Origin of the sequence: Streptomyces sp. NPDC052107 (assembly GCF_040680215.1) — a bacterium.
Taxonomy (GTDB): Bacteria; Actinomycetota; Actinomycetes; order Streptomycetales; family Streptomycetaceae; genus Streptomyces.
In genome coordinates this window covers 57,219-81,103 of record NZ_JBFAWG010000015.1, presented here as the reverse complement: position 1 = coordinate 81,103, position 23,885 = coordinate 57,219, and the positions used below count along the sequence as shown (strand labels likewise).

The 23,885-nt window shown below is 69.3% G+C and carries 24 protein-coding genes; 19 read left to right on the top strand and 5 right to left on the bottom strand.

Annotation, left to right across the window (positions count from 1 at the left end):
- Positions 1–33: 33 nt before the first annotated feature.
- From AB0M27_RS19005 to AB0M27_RS18995, 3 genes are all read left to right on the top strand, one after another.
- Positions 34–777 (top strand): A24 family peptidase, encoded by a 744-nt coding sequence (locus AB0M27_RS19005; protein WP_365723005.1) that lies wholly within the window; start codon positions 34–36, stop codon positions 775–777.
- Positions 778–848: 71 nt separating this feature from the next.
- Positions 849–2,048, top strand: coding sequence for a cyclic dehypoxanthinyl futalosine synthase (gene mqnC / locus AB0M27_RS19000; protein WP_365723004.1), 1,200 nt, complete (start codon positions 849–851; stop codon positions 2,046–2,048).
- A gap of 7 nt (positions 2,049–2,055) precedes the next feature.
- The gene (locus tag AB0M27_RS18995) at positions 2,056–2,709 is read left to right on the top strand and encodes a hypothetical protein (protein WP_365723003.1); all 654 of its coding nucleotides are present in this window, start codon (positions 2,056–2,058) and stop codon (positions 2,707–2,709) included.
- A gap of 95 nt (positions 2,710–2,804) precedes the next feature.
- Here the strand turns inward: AB0M27_RS18995 and AB0M27_RS18990 are convergent, their stop codons facing one another.
- Positions 2,805–3,773 (bottom strand): chitinase, encoded by a 969-nt coding sequence (locus AB0M27_RS18990; RefSeq protein WP_365723002.1) that lies wholly within the window; start codon positions 3,771–3,773, stop codon positions 2,805–2,807.
- Between the two features lie 230 nt (positions 3,774–4,003).
- Here AB0M27_RS18990 and AB0M27_RS18985 point away from each other — a divergent pair, with 230 nt between their 5' ends.
- The 4 genes from AB0M27_RS18985 to AB0M27_RS18970 are packed head-to-tail and all read left to right on the top strand — an operon-like array spanning position 4,004 to position 8,369.
- Entirely contained in the window at positions 4,004–4,288 is a 285-nt protein-coding gene (locus tag AB0M27_RS18985; RefSeq protein WP_365723001.1) for a hypothetical protein, read from the top strand.
- A gap of 19 nt (positions 4,289–4,307) precedes the next feature.
- Positions 4,308–6,557, top strand: coding sequence for a glycosyltransferase (locus AB0M27_RS18980; RefSeq protein ID WP_365723000.1), 2,250 nt, complete (start codon positions 4,308–4,310; stop codon positions 6,555–6,557).
- A 1-nt stretch (position 6,558) separates the two neighbouring features.
- On the top strand, positions 6,559–7,650 hold the full coding sequence (locus AB0M27_RS18975; protein ID WP_365722999.1) for an acyltransferase: 1,092 nt from the start codon (positions 6,559–6,561) through the stop codon (positions 7,648–7,650).
- A gap of 23 nt (positions 7,651–7,673) precedes the next feature.
- A complete protein-coding gene (locus tag AB0M27_RS18970) occupies positions 7,674–8,369 on the top strand; it encodes a demethylmenaquinone methyltransferase (protein WP_365722998.1) in 696 nt (231 codons plus the stop codon).
- A 15-nt stretch (positions 8,370–8,384) separates the two neighbouring features.
- On the opposite strand, the gene AB0M27_RS18965 is transcribed toward AB0M27_RS18970, so the two are convergent.
- Complete coding sequence (locus tag AB0M27_RS18965; RefSeq protein ID WP_365723096.1) at positions 8,385–8,693, bottom strand: PASTA domain-containing protein; 309 nt, start codon at positions 8,691–8,693, stop codon at positions 8,385–8,387.
- A gap of 109 nt (positions 8,694–8,802) precedes the next feature.
- The gene (locus AB0M27_RS18960) at positions 8,803–9,321 is read right to left on the bottom strand and encodes a GNAT family N-acetyltransferase (protein ID WP_365722997.1); all 519 of its coding nucleotides are present in this window, start codon (positions 9,319–9,321) and stop codon (positions 8,803–8,805) included.
- A 97-nt stretch (positions 9,322–9,418) separates the two neighbouring features.
- Between AB0M27_RS18960 and AB0M27_RS18955 the strand changes: the two genes are divergently transcribed.
- Complete coding sequence (locus AB0M27_RS18955) at positions 9,419–10,711, top strand: geranylgeranyl reductase family protein (RefSeq protein WP_365722996.1); 1,293 nt, start codon at positions 9,419–9,421, stop codon at positions 10,709–10,711.
- Between the two features lie 7 nt (positions 10,712–10,718).
- Here the strand turns inward: AB0M27_RS18955 and def are convergent, their stop codons facing one another.
- Both def and AB0M27_RS18945 read right to left on the bottom strand, forming a co-directional pair.
- Complete coding sequence (gene def, locus AB0M27_RS18950; protein ID WP_365722995.1) at positions 10,719–11,345, bottom strand: peptide deformylase; 627 nt, start codon at positions 11,343–11,345, stop codon at positions 10,719–10,721.
- A 151-nt stretch (positions 11,346–11,496) separates the two neighbouring features.
- The gene (locus tag AB0M27_RS18945) at positions 11,497–12,300 is read right to left on the bottom strand and encodes a C40 family peptidase (protein ID WP_365722994.1); all 804 of its coding nucleotides are present in this window, start codon (positions 12,298–12,300) and stop codon (positions 11,497–11,499) included.
- A gap of 752 nt (positions 12,301–13,052) precedes the next feature.
- On the opposite strand from AB0M27_RS18945, the gene AB0M27_RS18940 reads away from it, so the two are divergent.
- Genes AB0M27_RS18940 through nuoK form a run of 11 tightly spaced genes read left to right on the top strand, consistent with a single transcriptional unit; the run spans position 13,053 to position 23,870 of the window.
- Entirely contained in the window at positions 13,053–13,412 is a 360-nt protein-coding gene (locus AB0M27_RS18940; RefSeq protein ID WP_003992243.1) for an NADH-quinone oxidoreductase subunit A, read from the top strand.
- Between the two features lie 13 nt (positions 13,413–13,425).
- A complete protein-coding gene (locus tag AB0M27_RS18935; protein WP_143628055.1) occupies positions 13,426–13,980 on the top strand; it encodes an NADH-quinone oxidoreductase subunit B family protein in 555 nt (184 codons plus the stop codon).
- A 20-nt stretch (positions 13,981–14,000) separates the two neighbouring features.
- Positions 14,001–14,747 (top strand): NADH-quinone oxidoreductase subunit C, encoded by a 747-nt coding sequence (locus AB0M27_RS18930; RefSeq protein WP_365723095.1) that lies wholly within the window; start codon positions 14,001–14,003, stop codon positions 14,745–14,747.
- On the top strand, positions 14,744–16,069 hold the full coding sequence (locus tag AB0M27_RS18925; RefSeq protein WP_365722993.1) for an NADH-quinone oxidoreductase subunit D: 1,326 nt from the start codon (positions 14,744–14,746) through the stop codon (positions 16,067–16,069). Before AB0M27_RS18930 ends, AB0M27_RS18925 begins: the two co-directional genes overlap by 4 nt.
- Positions 16,066–16,932 carry an NADH-quinone oxidoreductase subunit NuoE gene (nuoE, locus tag AB0M27_RS18920; protein ID WP_365722992.1) on the top strand — a complete coding sequence of 289 codons (867 nt, stop codon included), beginning with the start codon at positions 16,066–16,068 and terminating at the stop codon, positions 16,930–16,932. The genes AB0M27_RS18925 and nuoE overlap by 4 nt, the downstream gene beginning before the upstream one ends.
- Positions 16,929–18,278, top strand: a complete 1,350-nt coding sequence (gene nuoF, locus AB0M27_RS18915; RefSeq protein ID WP_365722991.1) for an NADH-quinone oxidoreductase subunit NuoF — start codon at positions 16,929–16,931, stop codon at positions 18,276–18,278. The genes nuoE and nuoF overlap by 4 nt, the downstream gene beginning before the upstream one ends.
- A complete protein-coding gene (locus tag AB0M27_RS18910; protein WP_365722990.1) occupies positions 18,275–20,779 on the top strand; it encodes an NADH-quinone oxidoreductase subunit G in 2,505 nt (834 codons plus the stop codon). Before nuoF ends, AB0M27_RS18910 begins: the two co-directional genes overlap by 4 nt.
- On the top strand, positions 20,776–22,140 hold the full coding sequence (nuoH, locus tag AB0M27_RS18905; RefSeq protein ID WP_365722989.1) for an NADH-quinone oxidoreductase subunit NuoH: 1,365 nt from the start codon (positions 20,776–20,778) through the stop codon (positions 22,138–22,140). Before AB0M27_RS18910 ends, nuoH begins: the two co-directional genes overlap by 4 nt.
- Positions 22,133–22,735, top strand: a complete 603-nt coding sequence (nuoI, locus tag AB0M27_RS18900) for an NADH-quinone oxidoreductase subunit NuoI (protein WP_365722988.1) — start codon at positions 22,133–22,135, stop codon at positions 22,733–22,735. The genes nuoH and nuoI overlap by 8 nt, the downstream gene beginning before the upstream one ends.
- Entirely contained in the window at positions 22,732–23,574 is an 843-nt protein-coding gene (locus AB0M27_RS18895) for an NADH-quinone oxidoreductase subunit J (protein ID WP_365722987.1), read from the top strand. Before nuoI ends, AB0M27_RS18895 begins: the two co-directional genes overlap by 4 nt.
- The gene (gene nuoK, locus AB0M27_RS18890; protein WP_023547474.1) at positions 23,571–23,870 is read left to right on the top strand and encodes an NADH-quinone oxidoreductase subunit NuoK; all 300 of its coding nucleotides are present in this window, start codon (positions 23,571–23,573) and stop codon (positions 23,868–23,870) included. Before AB0M27_RS18895 ends, nuoK begins: the two co-directional genes overlap by 4 nt.
- The last annotated feature ends 15 nt before the right edge of the window (positions 23,871–23,885 follow it).

Below are 23,885 nucleotides of genomic sequence, written 5' to 3'. Positions count from 1 at the left end.
CACGGTTAGTGCGACGGGGAGCGGGGGGACCGGATGAGTACAGGGGCGCTGGTGGCCGTCGCCGCGGTGTGGGGCGCGCTCGTGGGCGGGTTGCTGCCCCGCGCCGTCTACCGCTTCGCCGTACCGTCCGGTGAGCCCTGGCGGGACCGCTGCCCGGACGGCCACCCGATCCGCGGCTGGATCGGCCGGCTCGCGTGCGCCGCCTGCGGGGGAGAGGCCCGCCGCACGGACGACCCCCCCACTGCCGCCCTCCCCGCTTCCCTCGTCACCGCCCTGACCTGCGCCGCCCTCGCCGCCGCCACCGGCACCCGGCCGGAATTGGCGGTGTGGCTGCTGCTCGCGCCGGTCGGCGTGCTGCTGGCCGTGGTCGACTTCCGGGTGCAGCGGCTGCCCGACCCACTGACCCTGCCCCTCGCCGCCTCCGCCCTCGCCCTGCTGGGCCTCGCCGCCCTGCTGCCCGAGCACGCCGGCCACTGGCTCACCGCGCTGTACGGAGCCCTCGCGCTCGGCGCCGGCTACTACGCGCTGTACCGCATCAACCCGGCCGGCATGGGCTTCGGCGACGTGAAGCTGGCCGTCGGCATGGGCGCCGTACTCGGCTGGTACGGCTGGTCCACCGTCCTGCTCGGCGCCTTCGCCGGTTTTCTGCTCGGCGCGCTGTACGGCGCGGCCCTCGTCGTCGTACGGCGGGCGGGCCGGAAGACCACGATCCCGTTCGGGCCGTTCCTGCTGGCCGGCGCCTTCGCCGGGTTGCTGATCGGCGCGTACGCGGCCTGACGTCCTTACGGTGAAACCGCTGGCGTAGGCTGAGTCAGTCCGTCCACAACCCTTGACGAAAGGGACGCCCGGTGACCGAGAAGGCCGACCTCCAGTCCGTGCTCGACCGAGCCGCAGCGGGCGGACGCATCACGCCCGAGGAGGCGCTCGACATCTACCGGGACGCCCCGCTGCACGCGCTGGGCGCCGCCGCCGACGCCGTACGCCGCCGCAAGTACGCCGGCGTCGAGCACATCGCGACGTACATCATCGAGCGGAACATCAACTACACGAACGTGTGCGTCACGGCGTGCAAGTTCTGCGCCTTCTACGCGGCCCCGAAGGACAAGGACAAGGGCTGGACCCGCGACCTCGACGACATCCTGCGCCGCTGCGCGGAGACGGTCGAGCTGGGCGGCACCCAGATCATGTTCCAGGGCGGCCACCACCCGGACTACGGCGTGGAGTACTACGAGAGGCACTTCAAGGCCATCAAGGACGCCTTCCCGCAGCTCGTCATCCACTCGCTCGGCGCGTCCGAGGTCGAGCACATGGCCCGGATCAGCGGGGTGTCGGTCGAGGAGGCCATCACCCGGATCCACGAGGCCGGCCTCGACTCCTTCGCCGGCGCCGGCGCGGAACTGCTCCCCGAGCGGCCCCGCAAGGCCATCGCCCCGCTGAAGGAGAGCGGCGAGCGCTGGCTGGAGATCATGGAGACCGCGCACCGGCTGGGCGTGGAGTCCACCTCCACCATGCTGATGGGCACGGGTGAGACGAACGCCGAGCGCATCGAACACCTGCGGATGATCCGGGACGTACAGGACCGTACGGGCGGCTTCCGTGCCTTCATCCCGTACACCTACCAGCCCGAGAACAACCACCTGAAGGGCCGCACCCAGGCGACCCTCTTCGAGTACCTGCGGATGATCGCGATCGCCCGCATCTTCCTCGACAACGTCCAGCACATCCAGGGCTCGTGGCTGACCACGGGCAAGGAGGTCGGCCAGCTGTCGCTGCACTACGGCGCGGACGACCTCGGCTCGATCATGCTGGAGGAGAACGTGGTCTCCTCGGCCGGCGCCAGGCACCGCTCCAACCGCCTGGAGATCATCGACCTGATCAGGAAGGCGGGGCGGGTGCCGGCGCAGCGCTCCACGACCTACGAGCACCTGGTCGTCCACGACGACCCGGCGAACGACCCCGTCGACGAGCGGGTGATGTCCCACATCTCGTCCACGGCGATCGAGGGCGGCACGGCCCACCCCGAGCTGAAGCTGCTGGCCTCCAACTGAGGCCGATTTGCTGACGATTCACACCGCGGACCTGCTGGTCACCGGCGATCCGCGGTGGTCGCCGATGCCCGACGGGGCGATCCTGGTCCAGGGCCGGGAGATCGCCTCCGTCGGCCCGTACGTGGAACTGGCCGCCGCGCATCCGTCGGCCCGGGTACGCCGGTGGCCGGGCCTCATCGCGCCCGGGCTGCTCAACCGGTACGGGCCCGAACTGCTGGAGCAGGCCTACCACCCCGACCCGCGCGAGGCCGGCGAACTCGGCGCCGAGCCGATCACGGACGCGGCGGCCCTGGCCGCCCTCGGCATGACCGACGCGCGGTGGGGCGCGAGCGCCCGGCGCGGCGTGCAGCGGATGCTCGCGCACGGGACGGTGGCGGTGGCGGGGGACCTGTGGCGGCCGTCCGTGGCCGACGCCGTGCACCGGGCCGGGCTGACGAGCGAGGAACGCTTCGAGGATCCCCCGGGCCCGCCGGCCCTGGACCCGCTGGCCGGGGTCCGATCCCTCGCCGAGGCGATCCTCATGCCGATCCTGCCGCACGAGGGCATGTGCGCGGACTTCGCCGTGTTCGACGTGCCGGACGAAGACGCCCTCGTCGAGCGCGGGGCGGGTACCTGCGTGGCGACGGTCGTCGAGGGCCGTTTGCTGTACCGCCGCCGCTGACCAGCGGCACCTCCCAGCGCGCAGCGCCCCGCCCGCCTTGCCCCGCGCAGGAGCACCTTCGCCCCGCCCTCCCCCGGGCAGACGCCCCGCCCGCCTCAGCCCGCGAACGCCTCCCCGAACGCCCCCGAACTCTGGCTCACCCCGCTGCAGTCGGTCGCCGCGTCGTCCGCACCGGACTCCCCGTCCGCACACCGCCGGTCCCGGAACGTGGACCACATGGACACCCAGGCCATCTCCTTCTCCTCCGCGAACTTCCGTACCTGCGCCGCGTCGGACAGCGTGAACGTCTCCCCGGCCACGTCGTTGACCCCGATCATCGAGGTGAGCGCCATCCCCCGCCACGCCCCGGCGTCCGACAACCCGAACACCTTCTTCAACTGGGCGTGCGCGGCCTCGGCGGACGTGACGGCGTAGTCGCCCATGTCACCGGCGTACGACTCGCCGTAGTTCATCGTCATCAGGTTCACCGTGGCGACCTGGACGTCATACGTGTTCGCGGACGCCAGCAGCGCGAGGCCGTCGGAGTCGAGGCCCGAGGGCATCACCGGCAGGGTGAAGGAGACCTTCAGATCCGGCCGTTGCTTCTGGAGCAGCGCTATCGCCCGTGAACGCCGTGCGACGGACGCGGAGTCGGTCAGTTCGTCGCCCTCGATGTCGAAGTCGGCCCGGCTGGAGCCGGCCGCGTCCAGGGCCCTGCCGTAGACGGTGGCCAGTTCGGCGGCGCTGTCGCAGGTCGCGGCCAGCTCCTTGCCGGACGCCCCGCCGAAGGACACACGGACGTCGGCGCCGTCCTTCTTCAGGCGCGCTGTCCGGGACTTCACGGCCGGGTCGCCGATCGCCTCGGTGCCGTTCCACGTCGGCGTGCAGCCGCTGCCATCGGAGATGACGAAGGCGAGGTTGTACGTCGACGGCGAACCGGCGGAGTCGGTGTCCGCCGCCTCGGTGGCGCTGACGTAGGGGGCGTAGGCGAGTGTCGAGGGCGAGGGCGAGCTCGCGGAACACCCTGCGATGGCGAATGCAAACGCACCGGTGACCCCGGCGATCGACGTCAGTGAATTCCTCATCGTGTTGGCACTCTCTCACGCCCCATCGCACGGAAGCGGGCGCCTCGGAAAAGACTCAGCGAAGTGCCAGGTTGCGCAGATGCTCATGGGTGTTTCACAAGAATCTGCCGGAAAAGCACACATAAAGGCCGCCTAATATCCGAGGAATGCAATCCGAACCCGCCATCGAAAGTCGCATCGCGCGGCATGGTCGCCGCCGCAAACATGGCAACGGGTCCACTGAGGGGCCCGTGTTCGTTGACTCCACCGGACGCCGTTCGAAGGTACTGCGCCGTGTCGGCCTGCTCGTCGGCGCCGTCTGCCTCGCCTACGCGGGCGTGCTCGCCGCCGCCTTCATGGGCTGGGGCACCTCCCTCAACCCGTCCTCCCTGCTGCCCTTCGGCGCCGCCGGCGACGGCCGGGCTCCGGACGGCGTACGGCCGCGGGGCGGCATCGGCCGCCAGGCCGACCTGCCGACCGGCACTCCCTCCTCCTTCTCCTCCCCACCCGCATCCGCCTCCGCAGGCGTCAACTGACCGGAGTGCAGCGGCAGTCATGACCACTCCGACATCCTCGCGCGGCCGCCGGCGCGCCCCCACCCGTATCGAACGCGCGGCAGGCAGGGCCGCGGCGCTCCAGCGTCCCCGCGTCATCCTCGCGCTTCTTCTCCTGCTGGCCCTGACCTGTGTGATGCTGCTCGACGGCTATCTGCGCGCCGAGGTCGGCGGCGACCAGCGCATACGCACGGGTGCCGGCTCCGGCAAGGTCCCCGACAAGATCCTGAACGGCGGCCCGATCCTCACCTTCCGGGGCGGACAGGCCACCACGGTCTCCGTCCCGGCCAAGACCATCGCGCTCACCTTCGACGACGGCCCGAACCCGACCTGGACCCCCAAGGTCCTGGAGATCCTGCGGAAGTACGACGTGCCCGGCACCTTCTTCCTGGTCGGCTCGATGGTGTCGCGCTATCCGGGCATCGTGAAGACGATGGTGGGGCAGGGCAACGAGGTCGGCGTCCACACCTTCACGCACGTCGACCTGTCGTACCAGAGCGATGCCCGCATCAAGCGGGAGATGGAGCAGACGCAGCTCGCCCTGGCCGGCGCGGCGGGCATCACCACGACCCTGTTCCGGGCGCCGTACTCCTCCGAGACCGACGCCATCGACAACCACAGCTGGCCCGTCTACCAGAAGCTCGGCAAGGAGGGGTACACCAGCGTCTTCGTCGACACCGACAGCGACGACTGGAAGCGGCCCGGCGTGTCGAAGATCGTCCAGTGGGCCACTCCGAAGGGCACCAAGGGCGCCTCGGTCCTCTTCCACGACGCGGGCGGTGAGCGCTCGCAGACGATCGAGGCGCTGCCGACGTACATCGAGAAGATGAAGGCGAAGGGCTACACCTTCACCACCATCAGCGGCGTCCTGGAGCAACAGCGCGCCGCCGAACGGCGGGCGGTGGTGCCGGACGTCAGCGCGGTGCCGGCCCGACAGGGTGGTCTCCAGGCCGCCCACCACACGGCCACCGGCATCACCCTCTACGAGGGCAAGGCGCTCGTCGCGGCCGTCGCCGTCGCCGAGTGGACGCTGCCGGTGCTCTCCGTCGGGCTGGCGATCGTGGGCGTGTCCGTGATGGGCCGCTTCGGGACGATGGTGATCCTGGCCCGCCGCCACCACCGACAGCGCAACAGACGCCGGTTCAGCTGGGGATTGCCGGTCGCCCGGCCGGTGAGCGTGATCGTCCCGGCGTACAACGAGAAGGAGTGCATCGCCAACACCCTGCAGTCGCTGGCGCGGAGCACCCATCCGATCGAGATCATCGTGGTCGACGACGGTTCGACCGACGGCACGTCCGAGATCGCGCGCGCGGCGGCCGAGTCGCTGGGCATGACCAACGTCCGGGTCATCCGCCAGGAGAACGCGGGCAAGCCGGCCGCGCTGAACAACGGCGTCCGGAGCGCCTCGTACGACATCGTCGTGATGATGGACGGCGACACCGTCTTCGAGCCGGAGACGGTACGGCACCTGGTGCAGCCGTTCGCCGACCCGTCCGTCGGCGCGGTCGCCGGCAACGCCAAGGTCGGCAACCGCAACACGGTCATCGGTGCCTGGCAGCACATCGAGTACGTGATGGGCTTCAACCTCGACCGGCGCATGTACGACCTGCTGCGCTGCATGCCGACGATCCCTGGCGCGATCGGCGCGTTCCGGCACGAGGCGGTGCTCGCGGTCGGCGGGATGAGCGAGGACACCCTCGCCGAGGACACCGACATCACCATCGCCCTGCACCGCGCGGGCTGGCGGGTCGTCTACCAGGAGCACGCCAAGGCCTGGACGGAGGCGCCGGGCTCGCTGAAACAGCTCTGGTCCCAGCGCTACCGCTGGTCGTACGGCACCATGCAGGCCCTGTGGAAGCACCGCAAGTCCCTGACGGACAAGGGCGCTTCGGGCCGCTTCGGCCGAGTCGGCATGCCTTTGGTAGTGATCTTCCAGATCGTCACGCCCGTCCTCGCCCCGCTGATCGACGTCTTCACCCTCTACTCGATGATCTTCGTCGACTTCCGGGCGGCCCTGCTGGCCTGGCTGGCGGTGCTGGGAATCCAGCTGACGTGCGCCGCCTACGCCTTCCGCCTGGACCGCGAGAAGTACCGCTACCTGCTGATGATGCCCCTGCAGCAACTGGCCTACCGCCAGATGATGTACCTCGTCCTGATCCACTCCTGCATCACCGCCCTCACCGGCGGCCGCCTGCGCTGGCAGAAGCTCAAGCGCACGGGCGAGGTCGGGACTCCGGCGGGGATGAGCTGAGATGGGAGCACACAGCAGAACCGCGGGCGTTCCCGTCGCAGGACCGTCCCACCCCGAGCCCGCCGGACGGGACCGCTACTTCGACACCCTCAGGGCCCTGGCGCTGATCAGGGTCGTGACGTACCACACCTTCGGCTGGGCCTGGTGCGGTCTCTTCTTCCCCTCCATGGGCGTCATGTTCGCCCTCGCCGGCACCCTGATGGCGAAGTCCCTTCAGCGCCCGACGCTGTCGGTCCTGAGGAGCCGGCTCAGAAGGCTCCTGCCGCCCTTCTGGTTCTGGGGCTTCTTCGTGGTGCTCGCCATGCTCATCCACGACTGGATGCCGGGCTGGCAGATCGTCTACTGGGTCGTGCCGCTCGGCGACCCACCGGGCAACGCGTGGGGCGAGCAGGCCTGGGAGATCCTCTGGTACCTGCGCACCTACCTGTGGTTCGTCCTGCTCTCCCCGGCCCTGCTGTGGATCTTCCGCAAGGCGCCGGTCCCCGTGCTGCTTCTCTCCCTCACTCCCGTCCTGGTCCTGAACTTCCTCTGGTCGGGTCCGGACAACCGCTTCGGCAGCGCCCTGTGGGACCTGTCGACGTACCTCTTCTGCTGGATCCTCGGCTTCGCCCACCGCGACGGCGTGCTCCAGCGGACGAGACCGGCGCTCGTCTGCGTCCTGTCGTGTGCCGCGATGGCCTACGGCGCCTGGTACGCCTTCTTCCACCAGGCCGACTTCGGCACCTACGACCTCGACGAGAACCCCCTCGCCCAGGCCTTCTGGTCGGCGGGCTTCGTGACGCTGCTGATGTGGGCGAAGACGTACTTCCGGATCGACTTCGCCCGGCTCACCCGGTTCCGGCGGCTGGACCGTACGGTCACCGTCTTCAACGCGCGCGCGGTGACGATCTACCTCTGGCACGAGATCGCCCTGGTCCTGGCCGTCCCGCTGATCGACCGGTTCTGGAACGTGCCCGCCTTCGAGAGGTACCTGCCGCTGGACAGCCAGTGGTTCATGTTCGGCATCGGCTGGATCCTGATCGCCGTCCTCGTGCTGCTGTGCGGCTGGGTGGAGGACGTCGCGGCACGAAGGCAACCCAGGCTCCTGCCGTGAGGGCGGGCTGCAAGAATGGCCGGGTGACCCGCGCTTCCCTGAACAAGCAGCCGCACGAAGTCGCCTCGATGTTCGACGACGTGGCGGAACGGTACGACCTGACCAACGACGTGCTGTCGCTCGGCCAGGACCGGGTGTGGCGCAAGGAGGTGGCGAAGGCCGTCGACGCGCGCCCCGCGCAGAAGGTCCTCGACCTGGCCGCCGGTACGGCCACCTCCTCGCTGCCCTTCGCGCGGACGGGCGCGTACGTCGTCCCGTGCGACTTCTCGCTCGGGATGCTGCAGGTCGGCAAGAAGAAGCACACCTGGCTGCCGTTCACGGCCGGCGACGCGACGCGGCTGCCGTTCAAGGACGACACCTTCGACGCGGTGTCGATCTCCTTCGGGCTGCGCAACGTCCAGGACACGGACGCGGCGCTGCGGGAGATGTACCGGGTGACCCGGCCCGGCGGACGGGTGGTGATCTGCGAGTTCTCGCACCCGACCTGGGCGCCCTTCAGGACCGTCTACACCGAGTACCTGATGCGTGCGCTGCCGCCGGTCGCGCGGGCGGTCTCCTCGAACCCGGACGCCTATGTCTACCTCGCCGAGTCCATCCGCGCCTGGCCCGACCAGCCCGCCCTCGCCGAACGGCTGCGCAAGGCGGGCTGGTCGAAGGTGGCCTGGCGCAACCTCACCGGCGGCGTCGTCGCGTTGCACCGGGGCTTCAAGGAGAGCTGAGGCCCTTTACGGCGCCTAGCGGTTGATCGTCTCGAAGGCGTCCCCGGGCTCACCGAGCTCGCGCTGCAGTCCGCCCCTGGGCGGTCGTGGGATGCGTGGCTCGCGCACGCCTCCGCCGCCCTCTCCCTCACCGAAGTCGAGCCACACGTACACCATGGAGTCCCGGGGCACCTCGGCGCCGGGCTGCGGGTACTGGCGTACGACGTAGTCGACGACCGCGAGGTGGAAGTCCGGGCGGTCCGGCGCGTTGAGGAACAGGCCCTGCGCCTGGGCCGTCTCGCGCGCGTCCACGGCCATCAGTCCGACCAGCCGCGGCACGCGCACTTCGGGTGTTTTGGGTGTTATGCGCACAGATGTCACCCCCAGCGGTACTGGAAGGGTAACTCCCGTGCGCCCCGGCCGGAAGGAGTCGGTGTCTTTCTGTGACAGATGACTACTCTGGGTGATCGAGACTCAGTCGGAAGCACAGGGCGTCTTCGTCCAGGGTGGGATGCGGATAGGTCTCCGCCGGGCGCATGCCGAGCCGCCGGGTCACCGCGATCGACCGCTCGTTTCCCGGCCGGACCATCGCCACCACCTCCTTGACCCCGGCCGTCCGCACCCGCTGCAGCGTCTCGCGCGCGGCCGCGGTGACGTACCCCTTGCCCCAGTGCGCGCGGCCGAGCCGCCAGCCGATCTCTACCTCGCCGGCCGGACCCCACTTTGGCTGCCAGGGCTGCGCTCCGGTGAAGCCGATGACCTCACCGGACTCCTCCAGCATGCTCCACAGGCAGAAGCCGAGTTCGGCGTCGTGCCGCCGCTGCCGCGCGGTGAGTTCCTCGTAGACCGACAGCGCGGCCGGTCTGCCGCCGTAGAACTCCATGACCTCGGGGTCGTCGAAGACCCGGTGCCAGGCGATCGCGTCCTCATGGGTGGGAACGCGCAGCCGTACCGCGGGGAGAGGTCGGTTCACAGGGCAGCCCTTCAGCCGGGTGATCAATTCTGCTGAATAGACTGCCCATGTCCAGTGCCGGTCGGCACTCAGATTTCGAACTTGGGGAGATCCCGCCGTGACCGTCGAGACCGAGCCCCTCTCCGAGAACACCGCCGATGTGATCGTCGTGGGCGCGGGGCCGGCCGGCTCCACGACCGCGTACCACCTCGCCAAGGCCGGCCTCGACGTCCTGCTCCTGGAGAAGACCGAGTTCCCGCGCGAGAAGGTGTGCGGCGACGGCCTCACCCCGCGTGCGGTCAAGCAGCTCGTCGCCATGGGCATCGACATCTCCGAGGAGGCCGGCTGGCTGCGCAACAAGGGCCTGCGCATCATCGGCGGCGGCGTCCGCCTCCAGCTGGACTGGCCGGAACTGGCCTCCTACCCGAACTACGGACTCGTCCGCAAGCGCGACGACTTCGACGAGCAGCTCGCCCGCAACGCCCAGAAGGCGGGGGCGCGGTTGTTCGAGCGCTGCAACGTGAGCGGGCCGGTCATCGACGACCGTGCCGGCCGCATCACCGGTGTCACCGCCAAGCTGGGCGAGGAGAAGCGCGAGGTCACCTTCCAGGCGCCGCTGGTGGTGGCCGCCGACGGCAACTCCACCCGCCTGTCCCTCGCGATGGGCCTGCACCGCCGCGAGGACCGCCCGATGGGCGTCGCGGTGCGCACCTACTTCACCTCGCCCCGCCACGACGACGACTACCTGGAGTCCTGGCTGGAACTGTGGGACCGCCGCAGCCCCCAGGACCGGCTGCTGCCCGGCTACGGCTGGATCTTCGGCATGGGCGACGGCACCTCGAACGTCGGCCTGGGTGTGCTGAACACCTCCGCCTCCTTCAAGGAGCTGGACTGGCGCGAGATCCTCAAGGCCTGGTGCGCCTCCATGCCCGAGGACTGGGGGTACACCCCCGAGAACATGACCGGCCCCATCCGTGGCGCCGCCCTGCCCATGGCCTTCAACCGCCAGCCCCACTACACGCGCGGCCTGCTGCTCGTCGGTGACGCCGGCGGCCTGGTGAACCCCTTCAACGGCGAGGGCATCGCCTACGCCATGGAGTCCGGCCAGATCGCCGCCGACGTCATCGTCCAGGCCCACGCGCGGGCCACGTCCGCCCAGCGCGAGATCGCCCTGCAGCGCTACCCGCGCGTCCTGAAGGACACCTACGGCGGCTACTACACGCTCGGCCGCGCCTTCGTGAAGCTCATCGGAAACCCGAAGGTCATGCAGATCGCGGCCCAGCGCGGCCTCACCCACCCGATGCTGATGAAGTTCACCCTCAAGCTCCTCGCGAACCTCACCGACCCCACGGGCGGCGACGCGATGGACCGCATCATCAACGGCCTGAGCAAGGTGGCCCCGAAGGCGTGAGCCCTTTCTAGGCCCGGCTCAGCTCCTTGGCGCGGGCGGCCCGGCGGGCGAACACCTCGTCCCGTCGGTCCGCCATCTGCCGCAGCGCGTCCTTTTTCTCCCGCTTGGAGAGCCGATCCAGGTAGATGTACCCGTTGGTGTGGTCGGTCTCGTGGATGAGGCAGCGCGCGACGTACCCCGTGCCCTCGATGACAACGGGGTTGCCGTCCTTGTCCTGCCCGCGCACGACGGCCCGGTCCGGCCGCGGTACGGCCATCACGGCACCCGGAACCGACAGACAGCCTTCGCCCTCGTCCAGCAACCGGCGCCCGCTCGTGGGCGTTTCGAGCACCGGGTTGACGATGTGCCCGACATGCCGGACTCCCTCATCATCGGGGCAGTCGTACACGAAAAGCCGCAGATCGACCCCCACCTGATTCGCCGCGAGCCCCGCTCCTTCGGCGACATACAGGGTGAGGAACATGTCGTCGACGAGTGCGGCGAGGTCGGGTCCGAACTCCGTGACGTCCCGGCACGGCTTGTGCAGGACCTCCTCGCCGACCTCGGTGATCCGGCGCACCGCGCCGCGCCCGGCCTCGGGGGCGTGGCGGGGGTAGTAGTCGGCGGGCCTTCCCTGTACGAACACGCGTGGCATGCCGTGGTCTCCTTCGCTCATGGCCGGACCGCCGGACGGCGGCCCGAGCAGAGCATGTCAGGAGCGGCGCTCCGTGGCGCCGGGAACGACGCAAGGGCCGCTGCCCCCGAGCGGCTGCGGCCCTATCGCGCGTGAGAGGTGCGTGGTGCGGTCAGAGCACCCGCACGGCGCCGGTCGGCGGGTCGTACGACAGCGGCTTCTCGACGATGCCGGTGGAGGGGTTCTGCGCGCCGACGAACATACCGTCGCCGACATACACCGCCACGTGGTACGCGCTGCCCGCGCTGCCCCAGTAGAGGATGTCGCCCGGCTGCAGGTTGCTCAGCGAGACCTGCGTGCCGGCGGTCGACTGGTCCTGGGAGACGCGCGGCAGGCTGACGCCGATCTGCTTGAAGGCGGCCTGCACCAGGCCGGAGCAGTCGTAGGCGCTCGGGCCGGAGGCGCCCAGGACGTAGGACTTGCCGATCTGCGCCTTCACGAAGGAGATGACGGCCGCGGCGGAACCGGTGGCCGTGCTCGTGGAGGTGCTGCCGCTGTCCGTGGCGGCGAGCGTCGTCCGCGCCGCGGTGCGCGAGGCACGCTCGGCGGCGGCCTTGCGGGCGGCCTCCTCGGCCTTCTTCTTGGCCTCGGCGGCCTTCTGCTTCGCCTCCGCGAGGTCCGCCTTGGCCTGCTTCGCGGCCTTTGCGGCGGCCGCGTCACGCTCGGCCTGCAGCTGGTAGTTCGCGGCGGCCTGCTGGGTGGCGTCCGCGGACTTGGCGGCCTGAGCGGCCAGGTCGGCCGTCAGGGTGGGCAGTTCGAGGGTCTGCGTCACCGGCTCGGCAGCGTTCGCCGAGCCGGACGCGCCGGCGACTGCCAGGGTGCTGAGGACGCCACCGGCAACTCCGGCCCGCATCGCGAGAGTGGACGCGCTGCGGCGGGGCTTCCGGTGGCTGCGTATGTGAGCGGTGTGGGACATGGGAACAACCGGTATCAGGGGCTCCTTCATATCTTCAAGAAACGTGTGCTGCGCCACAGTTGCTCAATCGAGACCTGAAATCCCGGGTGCGTCGCTCTTTATTGACGCCGTAACGGACATTGCGGACGCCCGTGATCAAGGGCTTGATCACGGTCTTTGATCATTACGTCCGAATTGCCCCCCGCCTACCACTGGTTGGGGTTGTTGGCCAAGCCCGGTTCTCAGGTGCCTCTCATTGATGTGGCGGAGGTCACGGAACGGTCACCGGAAACGCGGCGTCCCGTGCGCGAGGAGCTCGTGAACGCGTGCACGCGTCCGGACCCGCGTCCACATCGCGTCCCGCACCTCCCCCTGATGTGTGAACGCGTCCCTCTATCAGGCACCCACGTCCAGCACCAATTTGCATGCGCCGGAACCCTCTTGATATGGAGACGCACCCTCCGGCCTGCGATGACGAGCAAGAATGTCACTTCTCGTGATCAACTGAACGCTTCGCGTATGAAGATCACTCATAATCCGACTTCATGATCCTTCGTCAGGTGGTGGAGATCACAAAGCTCGTGCAATACCCCGTGTCGCAGATCACAGAGTGACGGGCATAAGATGCGTGGCAACTGGGCTTGTGACCTGCTTCACATGTTCTCGATCTTCGCCCGGGACGGCGGGGCTCGTGGGGCCTGTGAGGCGGAAGTGAGCGCAGTGCACCAGTGCAACCGCCAGCAGTCAGTGCCGACTGAGAGGAGCGAGGAGCGGTGAACGCGTATGCGCCCATCCTCGTACTGGGAGCCCTCGGGGCAGGCTTTGCGATCTTCTCCGTGGTCATGGCCACGCTGATCGGTCCGAAGCGGTACAACCGCGCCAAGCTCGAGGCCTACGAGTGCGGTATCGAGCCGACCCCCACGCCGGCCGGCGGCGGGCGCTTCCCCATCAAGTACTACCTGACGGCGATGCTCTTCATCGTCTTCGACATCGAGATCGTCTTCCTCTACCCCTGGGCCGTCACGTTCGACGCCCTGGGGATCTTCGGGCTCGTGGAGATGCTGCTCTTCGTGCTCACCGTCTTCGTCGCGTACGCGTACGTATGGCGGCGCGGCGGCCTGGAATGGGACTGAGGGGCCTTAGGACATGGGACTCGAAGAAAAGCTGCCGAGCGGCTTCCTGCTGACCACCGTCGAGCAGGCCGCGGGCTGGGTGCGCAAGGCGTCCGTCTTCCCGGCCACCTTCGGCCTCGCCTGCTGCGCCATCGAGATGATGACCACCGGCGCCGGCCGGTACGACCTGGCGCGCTTCGGCATGGAGGTCTTCCGCGGCTCACCGCGCCAGGCCGACCTGATGATCGTCGCCGGCCGGGTCAGTCAGAAGATGGCGCCGGTGCTCCGGCAGGTCTACGACCAGATGCCCAACCCGAAATGGGTGATCTCCATGGGCGTCTGCGCCTCCTCGGGCGGCATGTTCAACAACTACGCGATCGTCCAGGGCGTCGACCACATCGTCCCGGTGGACATCTACCTGCCGGGCTGCCCGCCCCGCCCCGAGATGCTGATGGACGCGATCCTCAAGCTCCACCAGAAGATCCAGTCCGCCAAGCTCGGCGTCAACGCCGAGGAGGCCGCCCGCGAGGCGGAGGAAGCGGCGCTCAAGGCCCTGCCCACGATCGAGATGAAGGGGCTGCTGCGGTGAGCGACGCGAACGGCAACGGCATGGGCGGCGTGAACGGGTCCGCGAACGGGGTGAACCCCGAGAAGGACCTCTCCGCCTCCAACCTCCCCGGCCAGCGCGGCCAGGGCGGCGAGGAGATCCGCGTCCAGCGCGGCATGTTCGGCGCCAACAACGGCGGCGACACCTCCGGCTACGGCGGCCTGGTCCGCTCGGTCCGACTCCCGGGGCCGGCGGCCCGCCCCTACGGCGGCTGGTTCGACGAGGTCGCCGATGAGCTGGAGGGCGCCCTGGAGGAACAGGGACTCCTCCCGGAGAACGCCATCGAGAAGACGGTCGTCGACCGCGGCGAGCTCACCTTCCACATCGAGCGTGAGCACCTGCTCCGTGTCGCGCGCACCCTGCGCGACGACCCGGCCCTGCGCTTCGAACTGTGCACCGGCGTCAGCGGCGTCCACTACCCGCACGACAAGGGCCGCGAGCTGCACGCCGTCTACCACCTGCGCTCGATCACCCACAACCGGCTGATCCGCCTCGAAGTCAGCGCCCCCGACGCCGACCCGCGCATCCCGTCCCTCGTCTCGGTCTATCCGACGAACGACTGGCACGAGCGCGAGACCTACGACTTCTTCGGAATCGTCTTCGACGGTCACCCGGCCCTGACGCGGATCATGATGCCGGACGACTGGCAGGGCCACCCGCAGCGCAAGGACTACCCCCTCGGCGGCATCCCCGTCGAGTACAAGGGCGCCCAGATCCCGGCTCCGGACCAGCGGAGGTCGTACTCGTGAGCAGCACCCAGTCAGCAGCCGCCCGGGAAACCACCGAGGGCACCGTCTACACGGTCACCGGTGGCGACTGGGACGAGGTCGTCCAGTCCGCGACCCGCGCGGACGACGAACGCATCGTCGTCAACATGGGTCCCCAGCACCCCTCCACCCATGGAGTGCTCCGCCTGATCCTGGAGATCGAGGGCGAGACGGTCACCGAGGCCCGTTGCGGCATCGGCTATCTGCACACCGGCATCGAGAAGAACCTCGAGTACCGCACGTGGACGCAGGGCACCACCTTCGTCACGCGCATGGACTACCTGACGTCGTTCTTCAACGAGACCGCCTACTGCCTCGCCGTCGAGAAACTCCTCGGCATCGAGGACGACATCACCGAGCGCGCCAAGATCATCCGAGTGCTCCTGATGGAGCTGAACCGGATGTCCTCCCACCTGGTGTGCATCGCCACCGGCGGCATGGAGCTCGGGGCCACCACGATCATGATCTACGGCTTCCGTGATCGTGAAATGATTCTCGACCTCTACGAGCTCATCACGGGCCTGAGGATGAACCACGCGTACATCCGCCCCGGCGGACTCGCCCAGGACCTGCCGCCCGGCGCGGTGGACCAGATCCGCGAGTTCGTGAAGAAGATGAAGAAGAACCTCCCGGAGTACGACAAGCTCGCCACCGGCAACCCCATCTTCAAGGCCCGCATGCAGGACATCGGCTACCTCGACCTGGCCGGCTGCATGGCCCTCGGCGCCACCGGCCCCATCCTGCGCTCCACAGGCCTGCCGCACGACCTGCGCAAGACCCAGCCGTACTGCGACTACGAGACGTACGACTTCGAGATCCCGACCGCCGACAGCTGCGACGCCTACGGCCGCTTCCTGGTCCGCCTGGAGGAGATGCGCCAGTCGCTCAGGATCGTCGAGCAGTGCCTGGACCGGCTCCAGCCCGGCCCGGTCATGGTCGCCGACAAGAAGATCGCCTGGCCCGCCCAGCTCGCTCTCGGACCGGACGGACTCGGCAACTCCCTCGACCACATCAAGAAGATCATGGGTACCTCCATGGAGGCCCTGATCCACCACTTCAAGCTCGTCACCGAGGGCTTCCGCGTCCCGCCGGGACAGGCGTACGCGGCCGTCGAATCCCCCAAGGGCGAACTCGGCGTGCACGCCGTCTCCGACGGCGGCACCCGCCCCTACCGGGTCCACTTCCGCGACCCGTCCTTCACCAACCTGCAGGCCATGGCGGCGATGTGCGAGGGCGGCCAGGTCGCCGACGTCATCGTCGCCGTCGCGTCCATCGACCCCGTGATGGGAGGCGTCGACCGGTGACCACCTCTTCTTCGGAGCGGGGCGTCAGCCTGGGCATGCCCGAACTGCCCGCGCCCGCCTACCCGGACGACGTCCGGGCCCGGCTGGAGGCGGACGCGCGCGAGGTCATCGCGCGCTACCCGGACTCCCGGTCCGCCCTGCTTCCGCTGCTTCACCTCGTGCAGTCGGAGGAGGGCCATGTCACGCGCACCGGAATGCAGTTCTGCGCGGACATGCTGGACCTGACCACGGCCGAGGTCACCGCCGTCGCCACCTTCTACACCATGTACCGGCGCAAGCCGTCCGGCGACTACCAGGTGGGCGTGTGCACCAACACGCTGTGCGCGGTGATGGGCGGAGACGCGATCTTCGAGACCCTTCAGGAGCACCTGGGCGTCGGCAACGGCGAGACCACCGACGACGGCAAGGTCACGCTGGAGCACATCGAGTGCAACGCGGCCTGCGACTACGCGCCGGTCGTGATGGTCAACTGGGAGTTCTTCGACAACCAGACGCCGGGCAGCGCCAAGCGCCTGGTCGACGACCTGCGCGCGGGACGGCCCGTACAGCCCACGCGCGGGGCGCGGCTGTGCACGTTCAAGGAGACCGCGCGGATCCTGGCCGGCTTCCCCGACGAGCGGCCCGGGGCCGTCGAGGAGGGCGGAGGTGCGGGACCGGCGTCGCTGGTGGGCCTTCGCCTGGCAAGGGGAGAGGCCGCACCCGCGCGCGTGGTCCATCCGCGCGGAGGTCCCCACGAGGAACCGCAGGGCAAGGTGCACGAGCCGTCGCCGGCCGAACACCTCAGTTCCCATGACGCGCCGCTGGATACATCGGCCTCCGACCCGGCCCATCCGGCAGGGCCTACCGCCGAGGAGGGGGAGTGATGACCGTGGTACCCGAGGTCAAGGACACGAGCCCCGAGAAGCTGCTCGCACCCGTGCTGTCGGCCTTCTGGGACGAGGACCGGTCCTGGACTCTGGACGTCTACCAGAGGCACGAGGGGTACGAGGGGCTCCGCAAGGCGCTCGCCATGTCACCGGACGACGTGATCGCGTACGTCAAGGAGTCCGGTCTGCGCGGCCGCGGCGGCGCGGGGTTCCCGACCGGAATGAAGTGGCAGTTCATTCCGCAGGGTGATGGAAAACCGCACTATCTAGTTGTCAACGCCGACGAATCGGAGCCCGGGACCTGCAAGGACATCCCGCTCCTCTTCGCGAACCCGCACAGCCTCATCGAGGGCATTGTGATCGCGTGTTATGCCATCAGGTCGTCGCATGCCTTCATCTATCTGCGTGGTGAAGTCGTCCCCGTCCTGCGGCGGTTGCACGAGGCCGTGCGCGAGGCCTACGCGGCGGGCTACCTCGGCGAGAACATCCTGGGCAGCGGGCTGGACCTGAAGCTCACCGTGCACGCGGGCGCCGGCGCGTACATCTGCGGTGAGGAGACCGCACTGCTGGACTCGCTCGAAGGCCGCCGTGGTCAACCGCGGCTCCGTCCCCCCTTCCCTGCGGTGGAAGGCCTCTACGCCTGTCCGACTGTTGTGAACAACGTCGAGTCGATCGCGTCGGTTCCCGCGATCCTGAAAAACGGGAAAGACTGGTTCAGGTCGATGGGCAGCGAGAAGTCCCCGGGCTTCACGCTCTACTCGCTCAGCGGCCATGTCGCCAGCCCCGGCCAGTACGAGGCCCCGCTCGGTATCACGCTCCGCCAACTCCTCGACATGAGCGGCGGCATGCGGACCGGGCACCGCCTGAAGTTCTGGACGCCGGGCGGCTCCTCGACGCCGATGTTCACCGACGAGCACCTCGACGTCCCTCTTGATTACGAAGGAGTGGGCGCCGCGGGTTCCATGCTCGGCACGAAAGCCCTGCAGTGCTTCGACGAGACGACCTGCGTGGTGCGGGCGGTGACCCGCTGGACCGAGTTCTACGCCCACGAGTCCTGCGGCAAGTGCACGCCCTGCCGCGAAGGGACGTACTGGCTGGTGCAGTTGCTGCGGGACATCGAGGCAGGCAAGGGCACCATGCCCGACCTCGACAAGCTCGCCGACATCGCCGACAACATCAACGGCAAGTCGTTCTGCGCCCTCGGTGACGGCGCCGCGTCCCCGATCTTCTCCTCGCTGAAGTACTTCCGCGAGGAGTACGAGCAGCACATCACGGGCCGGGGCTGTCCCTTCGACCCGGACAAGTCGACGGCCTGGGCGGACCGCCCGGAGGTGAACGCATGACCGTGACCACCAGTGCTCCCACGGGTGGGGGACAGGCGGCGGTCCCGCCGGAAGACCTCGTCACGCTGACGATCGACGGCATCGAGATCAGCGTGCCCAAGGGCACCCTGGTCATCCGGGCCGCCGAGCAGCTCGGCATCGAGGTTCCCCGGTTCTGCGACCACCCCCTGCTCGATCCCGCCGGCGCCTGCCGTCAGTGCATCGTCGAGGTCGAGGGCCAGCGCAAGCCGATGGCGTCCTGCACCATCACCTGCACCGACGGCATGGTGGTGAAGACCCAGCTCACCTCGCCGGTCGCCGAGAAGGCCCAGCAGGGTGTGATGGAGCTGCTGCTCATCAACCACCCGTTGGACTGCCCGGTCTGCGACAAGGGCGGCGAGTGCCCGCTGCAGAACCAGGCCATGTCGCACGGCAACGCCGAGTCCCGCTTCGAAGGCAAGAAGCGCACCTACGAAAAGCCCGTACCGATCTCCACGCAGGTGCTGCTCGACCGCGAGCGGTGCGTGCTGTGCGCCCGCTGCACCCGCTTCTCCAACCAGATCGCGGGCGACCCGATGATCGAGCTGATCGAGCGGGGCGCACTCCAGCAGGTCGGCACCGGCGAGGGCGACCCGTTCGAGTCGTACTTCTCCGGCAACACCATCCAGATCTGCCCGGTCGGCGCGCTCACCTCGGCGGCCTACCGGTTCCGCTCCCGCCCCTTCGACCTCGTCTCCTCGCCGTCGGTCTGCGAGCACTGCTCCGGCGGCTGTGCCACCCGCACCGACCACCGGCGCGGCAAGGTCATGCGCCGGCTCGCCGAGAACGACCCCGAGGTCAACGAGGAGTGGATCTGCGACAAGGGACGCTTCGCGTTCCGGTACGCGCAGATGAAGGACCGCCTGGACACCCCGCTCGTCCGAAACGCCGACGGCGTCCTGGAACCCGCGTCCTGGCCGGAAGCCCTGGAGGCGGCCGCCCAGGGCCTGACCGCCGCTCGTTCCCGGGCCGGCGTCCTCATCGGCGGCCGGCTGACGGTCGAGGACGCCTACGCGTACAGCAAGTTCGCGCGCGTGGCGCTCGACACCAACGACATCGACTTCCGCGCGCGCGTGCACAGCGGCGAGGAGGCAGACTTCCTGGCCTCCCGGGTGGCAGGCCGCGGCCGGGACCTCGACGGTACGGGCGTCACCTACACCTCCCTGGAGAAGGCGCCCGCAGTCCTGCTGGTCGGCTTCGAGTCGGAGGAGGAGGCGCCCGGCGTCTTCCTGCGACTGCGCAAGGCCTGGCGCAAGCGCAAGCAGAAGGTGTTCGCGCTGGCCACACACGCCACCCGGGGCCTGCAGAAGGCGGGCGGCACCCTGCTGCCGGCCGCGCCCGGCACCGAGACCGAGTGGCTGGACGCCCTCGCGAGCGGCGTCGGCCTGGAGGAGCCCGGCACCCGTGCCGCCGAGGCGCTGCGCACCGAGGGCGCGGTCATCGCCGTCGGTGAGCGGCTCGCCGCGGTGGCCGGCGGCCTCACCGCCGCCGTACGCGCCGCCGCCGCGACCGGCGCCCAGCTGGTGTGGATCCCGCGCCGGGCCGGTGAGCGCGGTGCCGTCGAGGTGGGCGCGCTGCCGTCGCTGCTGCCGGGCGGCCGTCCGGCGACCGACCCGCGTGCGCGGGAGGAGGTCGCCGCCGTCTGGGGGCTCGCCGAACTCCCGCTGCGCTACGGCCGCGACACCCACCACATCGTCGAGGCCGCCGCCACCGGCGAACTGTCGGCCCTCGTGGTCGCCGGAGTGGAGGTCGCCGACCTGCCCGACCCGGCACGCGCGCGGGAGGCACTCGACAGCGTCGGCTTCCTGGTGTCGCTGGAGCTGCGGCCCAGCGAGATCACCGAGCACGCCCATGTCGTCCTGCCGGTGGCCGCGGTCGCCGAGAAGGCGGGCACCTTCCTCAACTGGGAAGGCAGGGTGCGGTTCTTCGACGCCGCCCTCAAGCCCGACCAGATGACCCGTCGCCTGGCACCGACCGACGCGCGCGTGCTGCAGATGCTGGCCGACGCCATGGATGTCCACCTGGGCCTGCCGGATCTGCGCACCACGCGTGCGGAGATCGACCGGCTCGGCTCCTGGGACGGCCCGCGCGCCTCCGCCCCCCAGGAGTCCGCGGGCGCGCTGCCCCGCCCCGCCGCCGGCGAGGCCGTACTCGCCGGGCACCGGCTCCTCCTCGACCAGGGCGTCCTCCAGGAGGGCGACGACGCGCTCGCCGGAACCCGGCACGCCGCACACGCGCGCGTGTCGGCGGCGACGGCGGCCGAGGCGGGCGTCAAGGAAGGCGGCGCCCTCGCCGTCACCGGCCCCGCCGGCACCGTCGAACTGCCGCTGCGGATCACCGAGATGCCCGACCGGGTGGTCTGGCTTCCGCTGAACTCCGTCGGCGCCGGCGTCGCCTCCGACACCGGGGCACGGCCCGGCTCACTCGTCCGCATCGGCCCGGCGGCATCCGCCGAACAGGCCCCCAAGGAGGTGGAGGCATGAGCCCGTACCTCGCAGCTGAAGACCTCTCGATGTTCGGCCGCGACCCCTGGTGGCTGGTCGTCATCAAGGCCGTGTTCTGCTTCGCCTTCCTGATGGTGACCGTGCTGTTCTCCATCGTCTGGGAGCGCAAGGTCGTCGCCTGGATGCAGCTGCGCATCGGCCCGAACCGGCACGGCCCCTGGGGCATGCTCCAGTCGCTCGCCGACGGCGTGAAGCTGATGCTCAAGGAAGACATCATCGTCAAGCGCGCCGACAAGGTGGTCTACGTCCTGGCGCCGATCGTCGCGGCCATCCCGGCCTTCATGGCGATCGCGGTGATCCCCTTCGGCCCGGCCGACAACGAGATCTCGATCTTCGGCACCCGCACCACGATGCAGCTGACCGACCTGCCGATCGCGATGCTCTACATCCTCGCGATCGCCTCCGTCGGCATCTACGGCATCGTCCTTGCGGGCTGGAGTTCCGGATCCACCTACCCGCTCCTCGGCGGCCTGCGCTCCTGCGCGCAGATGATCTCCTACGAGATCGCCATGGGCGCCGCGTTCGCCTCCGTGTTCCTGTACTCGGGGTCGATGTCGACGTCCACGATCGTCGAGCAGCAGCACGACCGCTGGTACATCCTGCTGCTGCCGGTCTCGTTCATCCTCTACATCGTCACGATGGTCGGCGAGACCAACCGCGCCCCCTTCGACATGCCGGAGTCCGAGGGCGACCTGGTCGGCGGCTTCAACACCGAGTACTCGTCCATCAAGTTCGCGATGTTCATGCTCGCCGAGTACGTGAACATGGTGACGGTGTCGGCCGTGTCGACCACGCTGTTCCTCGGCGGCTGGCGCGCCCCCTGGCCGATCAGCTCCGTCTGGGAGGGCGCGAACCACGGCTGGTGGCCGCTGCTCTGGTTCGTGATCAAGGTCCAGCTGCTGCTGTTCTTCTTCATCTGGCTGCGCGGCACGCTCCCTCGCGTCCGCTACGACCAGCTGATGAAGCTCGGCTGGAAGGTCCTCATCCCGGTCTCCGTGACCTGGCTGATGCTCGTGGCGACCGTACGGGTCCTGCGTAACGAGCACTACGACTTCCCGAGCATCGCACTACCGGTCGTCGGCGCGGTTCTCGCCCTGCCGGTGATCTCCTTCGTCGTCGACATGTTCCGGGAGAAGGCCAAGGCGGCCGAGCAGCCCGCCGCCGAGGAGGCCGGATTCGACGCGATGGCGGGCGGATTCCCCGTACCGCCGCTGCCCGGACAGGAGTTGCCGCCGGTGCCCAGGCGCCGCTCGCGCCGTGAGCGGGAGCTGATTGTCAGTGGTGGGTCGGACACCGTCAGTGACGGATCTTCGGATGGAAAGGAGGCGTCCGATGGCTGAGGAGCCCAAGGAGACCAAGCCCGGTTTCCAGAATCCCGTGGCCGGCTTCGGCGTGACCTTCAAGGCCATGTTCAAGAAGCGGCTGACCGAGCAGTACCCGGAGCAGAAGAAGACCACGGCTCCGCGGTTCCACGGACGGCACCAGCTCAACCGCCATCCGGACGGCCTGGAGAAGTGCGTCGGCTGCGAGCTGTGCGCCTGGGCCTGCCCCGCCGACGCCATCTACGTGGAGGGCGCCGACAACACCGACGAGGAACGCTACTCGCCGGGCGAGCGGTACGGTCGCGTCTACCAGATCAACTACGCCCGCTGCATCCTGTGCGGCCTGTGCATCGAGGCGTGCCCCACGCGCGCGCTGACGATGACCAACGAGTTCGAACTTGCCGACTCCAGCCGCGCCAACCTCATCTACACCAAGGAACAGCTCCTCGCCGGCCTCGAAGAGGGCATGGTCGACACACCGCACGCGATCTTCCCGGGGACCGACGAGCAGGACTACTACCGGGGCCTGGTGACCCAGGCCGCGCCCGGCACGGTCCGCCAGACCGCCGTCTCCAAGGGCGATAAGCCGGAAGACCAGGAGGTGGACGCATGAGCCCACAGCTCGCCGCCTACACCACCTCCACCGGTGAGGCCTTCCAGTTCTGGGTCCTCGGCACCGTCGCGGTGATCGGCGCCCTGGGCACCGTCTTCATGAAGAAGGCCGTGCACAGCGCGCTCTGCCTGGCCGGGACCATGATCGTCCTGGCGGTGTTCTACCTCGCCAACGGCGCCTACTTCCTGGGCATCGTGCAGATCGTCGTCTACACCGGCGCGATCATGATGCTGTTCCTGTTCGTGGTGATGCTCGTCGGCGTCACGGCCGCGGACTCGCTGAAGGAGACCATCAAGGGCCAGCGCTGGCTCGCCCTTCTGTGTGGGGTCGGCTTCGGCGTCCTGCTGCTCGCCGGCATCGGGAACGCCTCCCTGAAGGAGTTCGCCGGCACCGGCCGGGCGAACGCGAACGGCAATGTGGAGGGCCTCGCCTCCCTCATCTTCACCAAGTACGTCTTCGCCTTCGAAATCACCGGCGCCCTGCTGATCACGGCCGCCGTCGGTGCCATGGTGCTCACCCACCGCGAGCGCACCGAGCGTGCCAAGACCCAGCGCGAGCTGTCCGAACAGCGCGTCCGCGAGGGCACGTACGTGCCGCCGCTGCCCGCCCCCGGTGTCTACGCCCGGCACAACGCCGTCGACATCGCGGGCCTGCTCCCCGACGGCACCCCGTCCGAGCTGACCGTCAGCAAGACGCTGCGCGAGCGCGGCCAGATCCGTGACGTGTCCGCGGAGGCACTCAACGACCTGCGGGCGCTGGAGCAGCGCGCGGAGGAACGCCTGGAGCGCACGGGGATCGAACCGGCGACGTTCAAGCGGCCCGAGGAGGCGTCGAAGTGAACCCGGTCAACTACCTCTACCTCGCCGCCCTGTTGTTCACGATCGGCGCGACCGGCGTACTGATCCGGCGCAACGCCATCGTGGTCTTCATGTGCATCGAGCTGATGCTGAACGCCTGCAACCTCGCGTTCGTCACCTTCTCCCGGATGCACGGCAACCTCGACGGCCAGATCATCGCCTTCTTCACGATGGTCGTCGCCGCCGCGGAGGTCGTGGTGGGCCTCGCGATCATCGTGTCGCTGTTCCGTACCCGCCACTCGGCCTCGGTCGACGACGCCAGCCTGATGAAGCTGTAAGGGGTCGGAAGAATC

Coding starts and splice junctions, on each gene's coding strand:
- AB0M27_RS19005 (WP_365723005.1), top strand. CDS start 34: ATGAGTACAGGGGCGCTGGTGGCCGTCGCCGCGGTGTGGGGCGCGCTC.
- AB0M27_RS18990 (WP_365723002.1), bottom strand. CDS start 3,773: ATGAGGAATTCACTGACGTCGATCGCCGGGGTCACCGGTGCGTTTGCA.
- AB0M27_RS18980 (WP_365723000.1), top strand. CDS start 4,308: ATGACCACTCCGACATCCTCGCGCGGCCGCCGGCGCGCCCCCACCCGT.
- AB0M27_RS18975 (WP_365722999.1), top strand. CDS start 6,559: ATGGGAGCACACAGCAGAACCGCGGGCGTTCCCGTCGCAGGACCGTCC.
- def (WP_365722995.1), bottom strand. CDS start 11,345: ATGCCACGCGTGTTCGTACAGGGAAGGCCCGCCGACTACTACCCCCGC.
- AB0M27_RS18945 (WP_365722994.1), bottom strand. CDS start 12,300: ATGTCCCACACCGCTCACATACGCAGCCACCGGAAGCCCCGCCGCAGC.
- AB0M27_RS18935 (WP_143628055.1), top strand. CDS start 13,426: ATGGGACTCGAAGAAAAGCTGCCGAGCGGCTTCCTGCTGACCACCGTC.
- AB0M27_RS18930 (WP_365723095.1), top strand. CDS start 14,001: ATGGGCGGCGTGAACGGGTCCGCGAACGGGGTGAACCCCGAGAAGGAC.
- AB0M27_RS18910 (WP_365722990.1), top strand. CDS start 18,275: ATGACCGTGACCACCAGTGCTCCCACGGGTGGGGGACAGGCGGCGGTC.
- nuoH (WP_365722989.1), top strand. CDS start 20,776: ATGAGCCCGTACCTCGCAGCTGAAGACCTCTCGATGTTCGGCCGCGAC.
- nuoI (WP_365722988.1), top strand. CDS start 22,133: ATGGCTGAGGAGCCCAAGGAGACCAAGCCCGGTTTCCAGAATCCCGTG.
- AB0M27_RS18895 (WP_365722987.1), top strand. CDS start 22,732: ATGAGCCCACAGCTCGCCGCCTACACCACCTCCACCGGTGAGGCCTTC.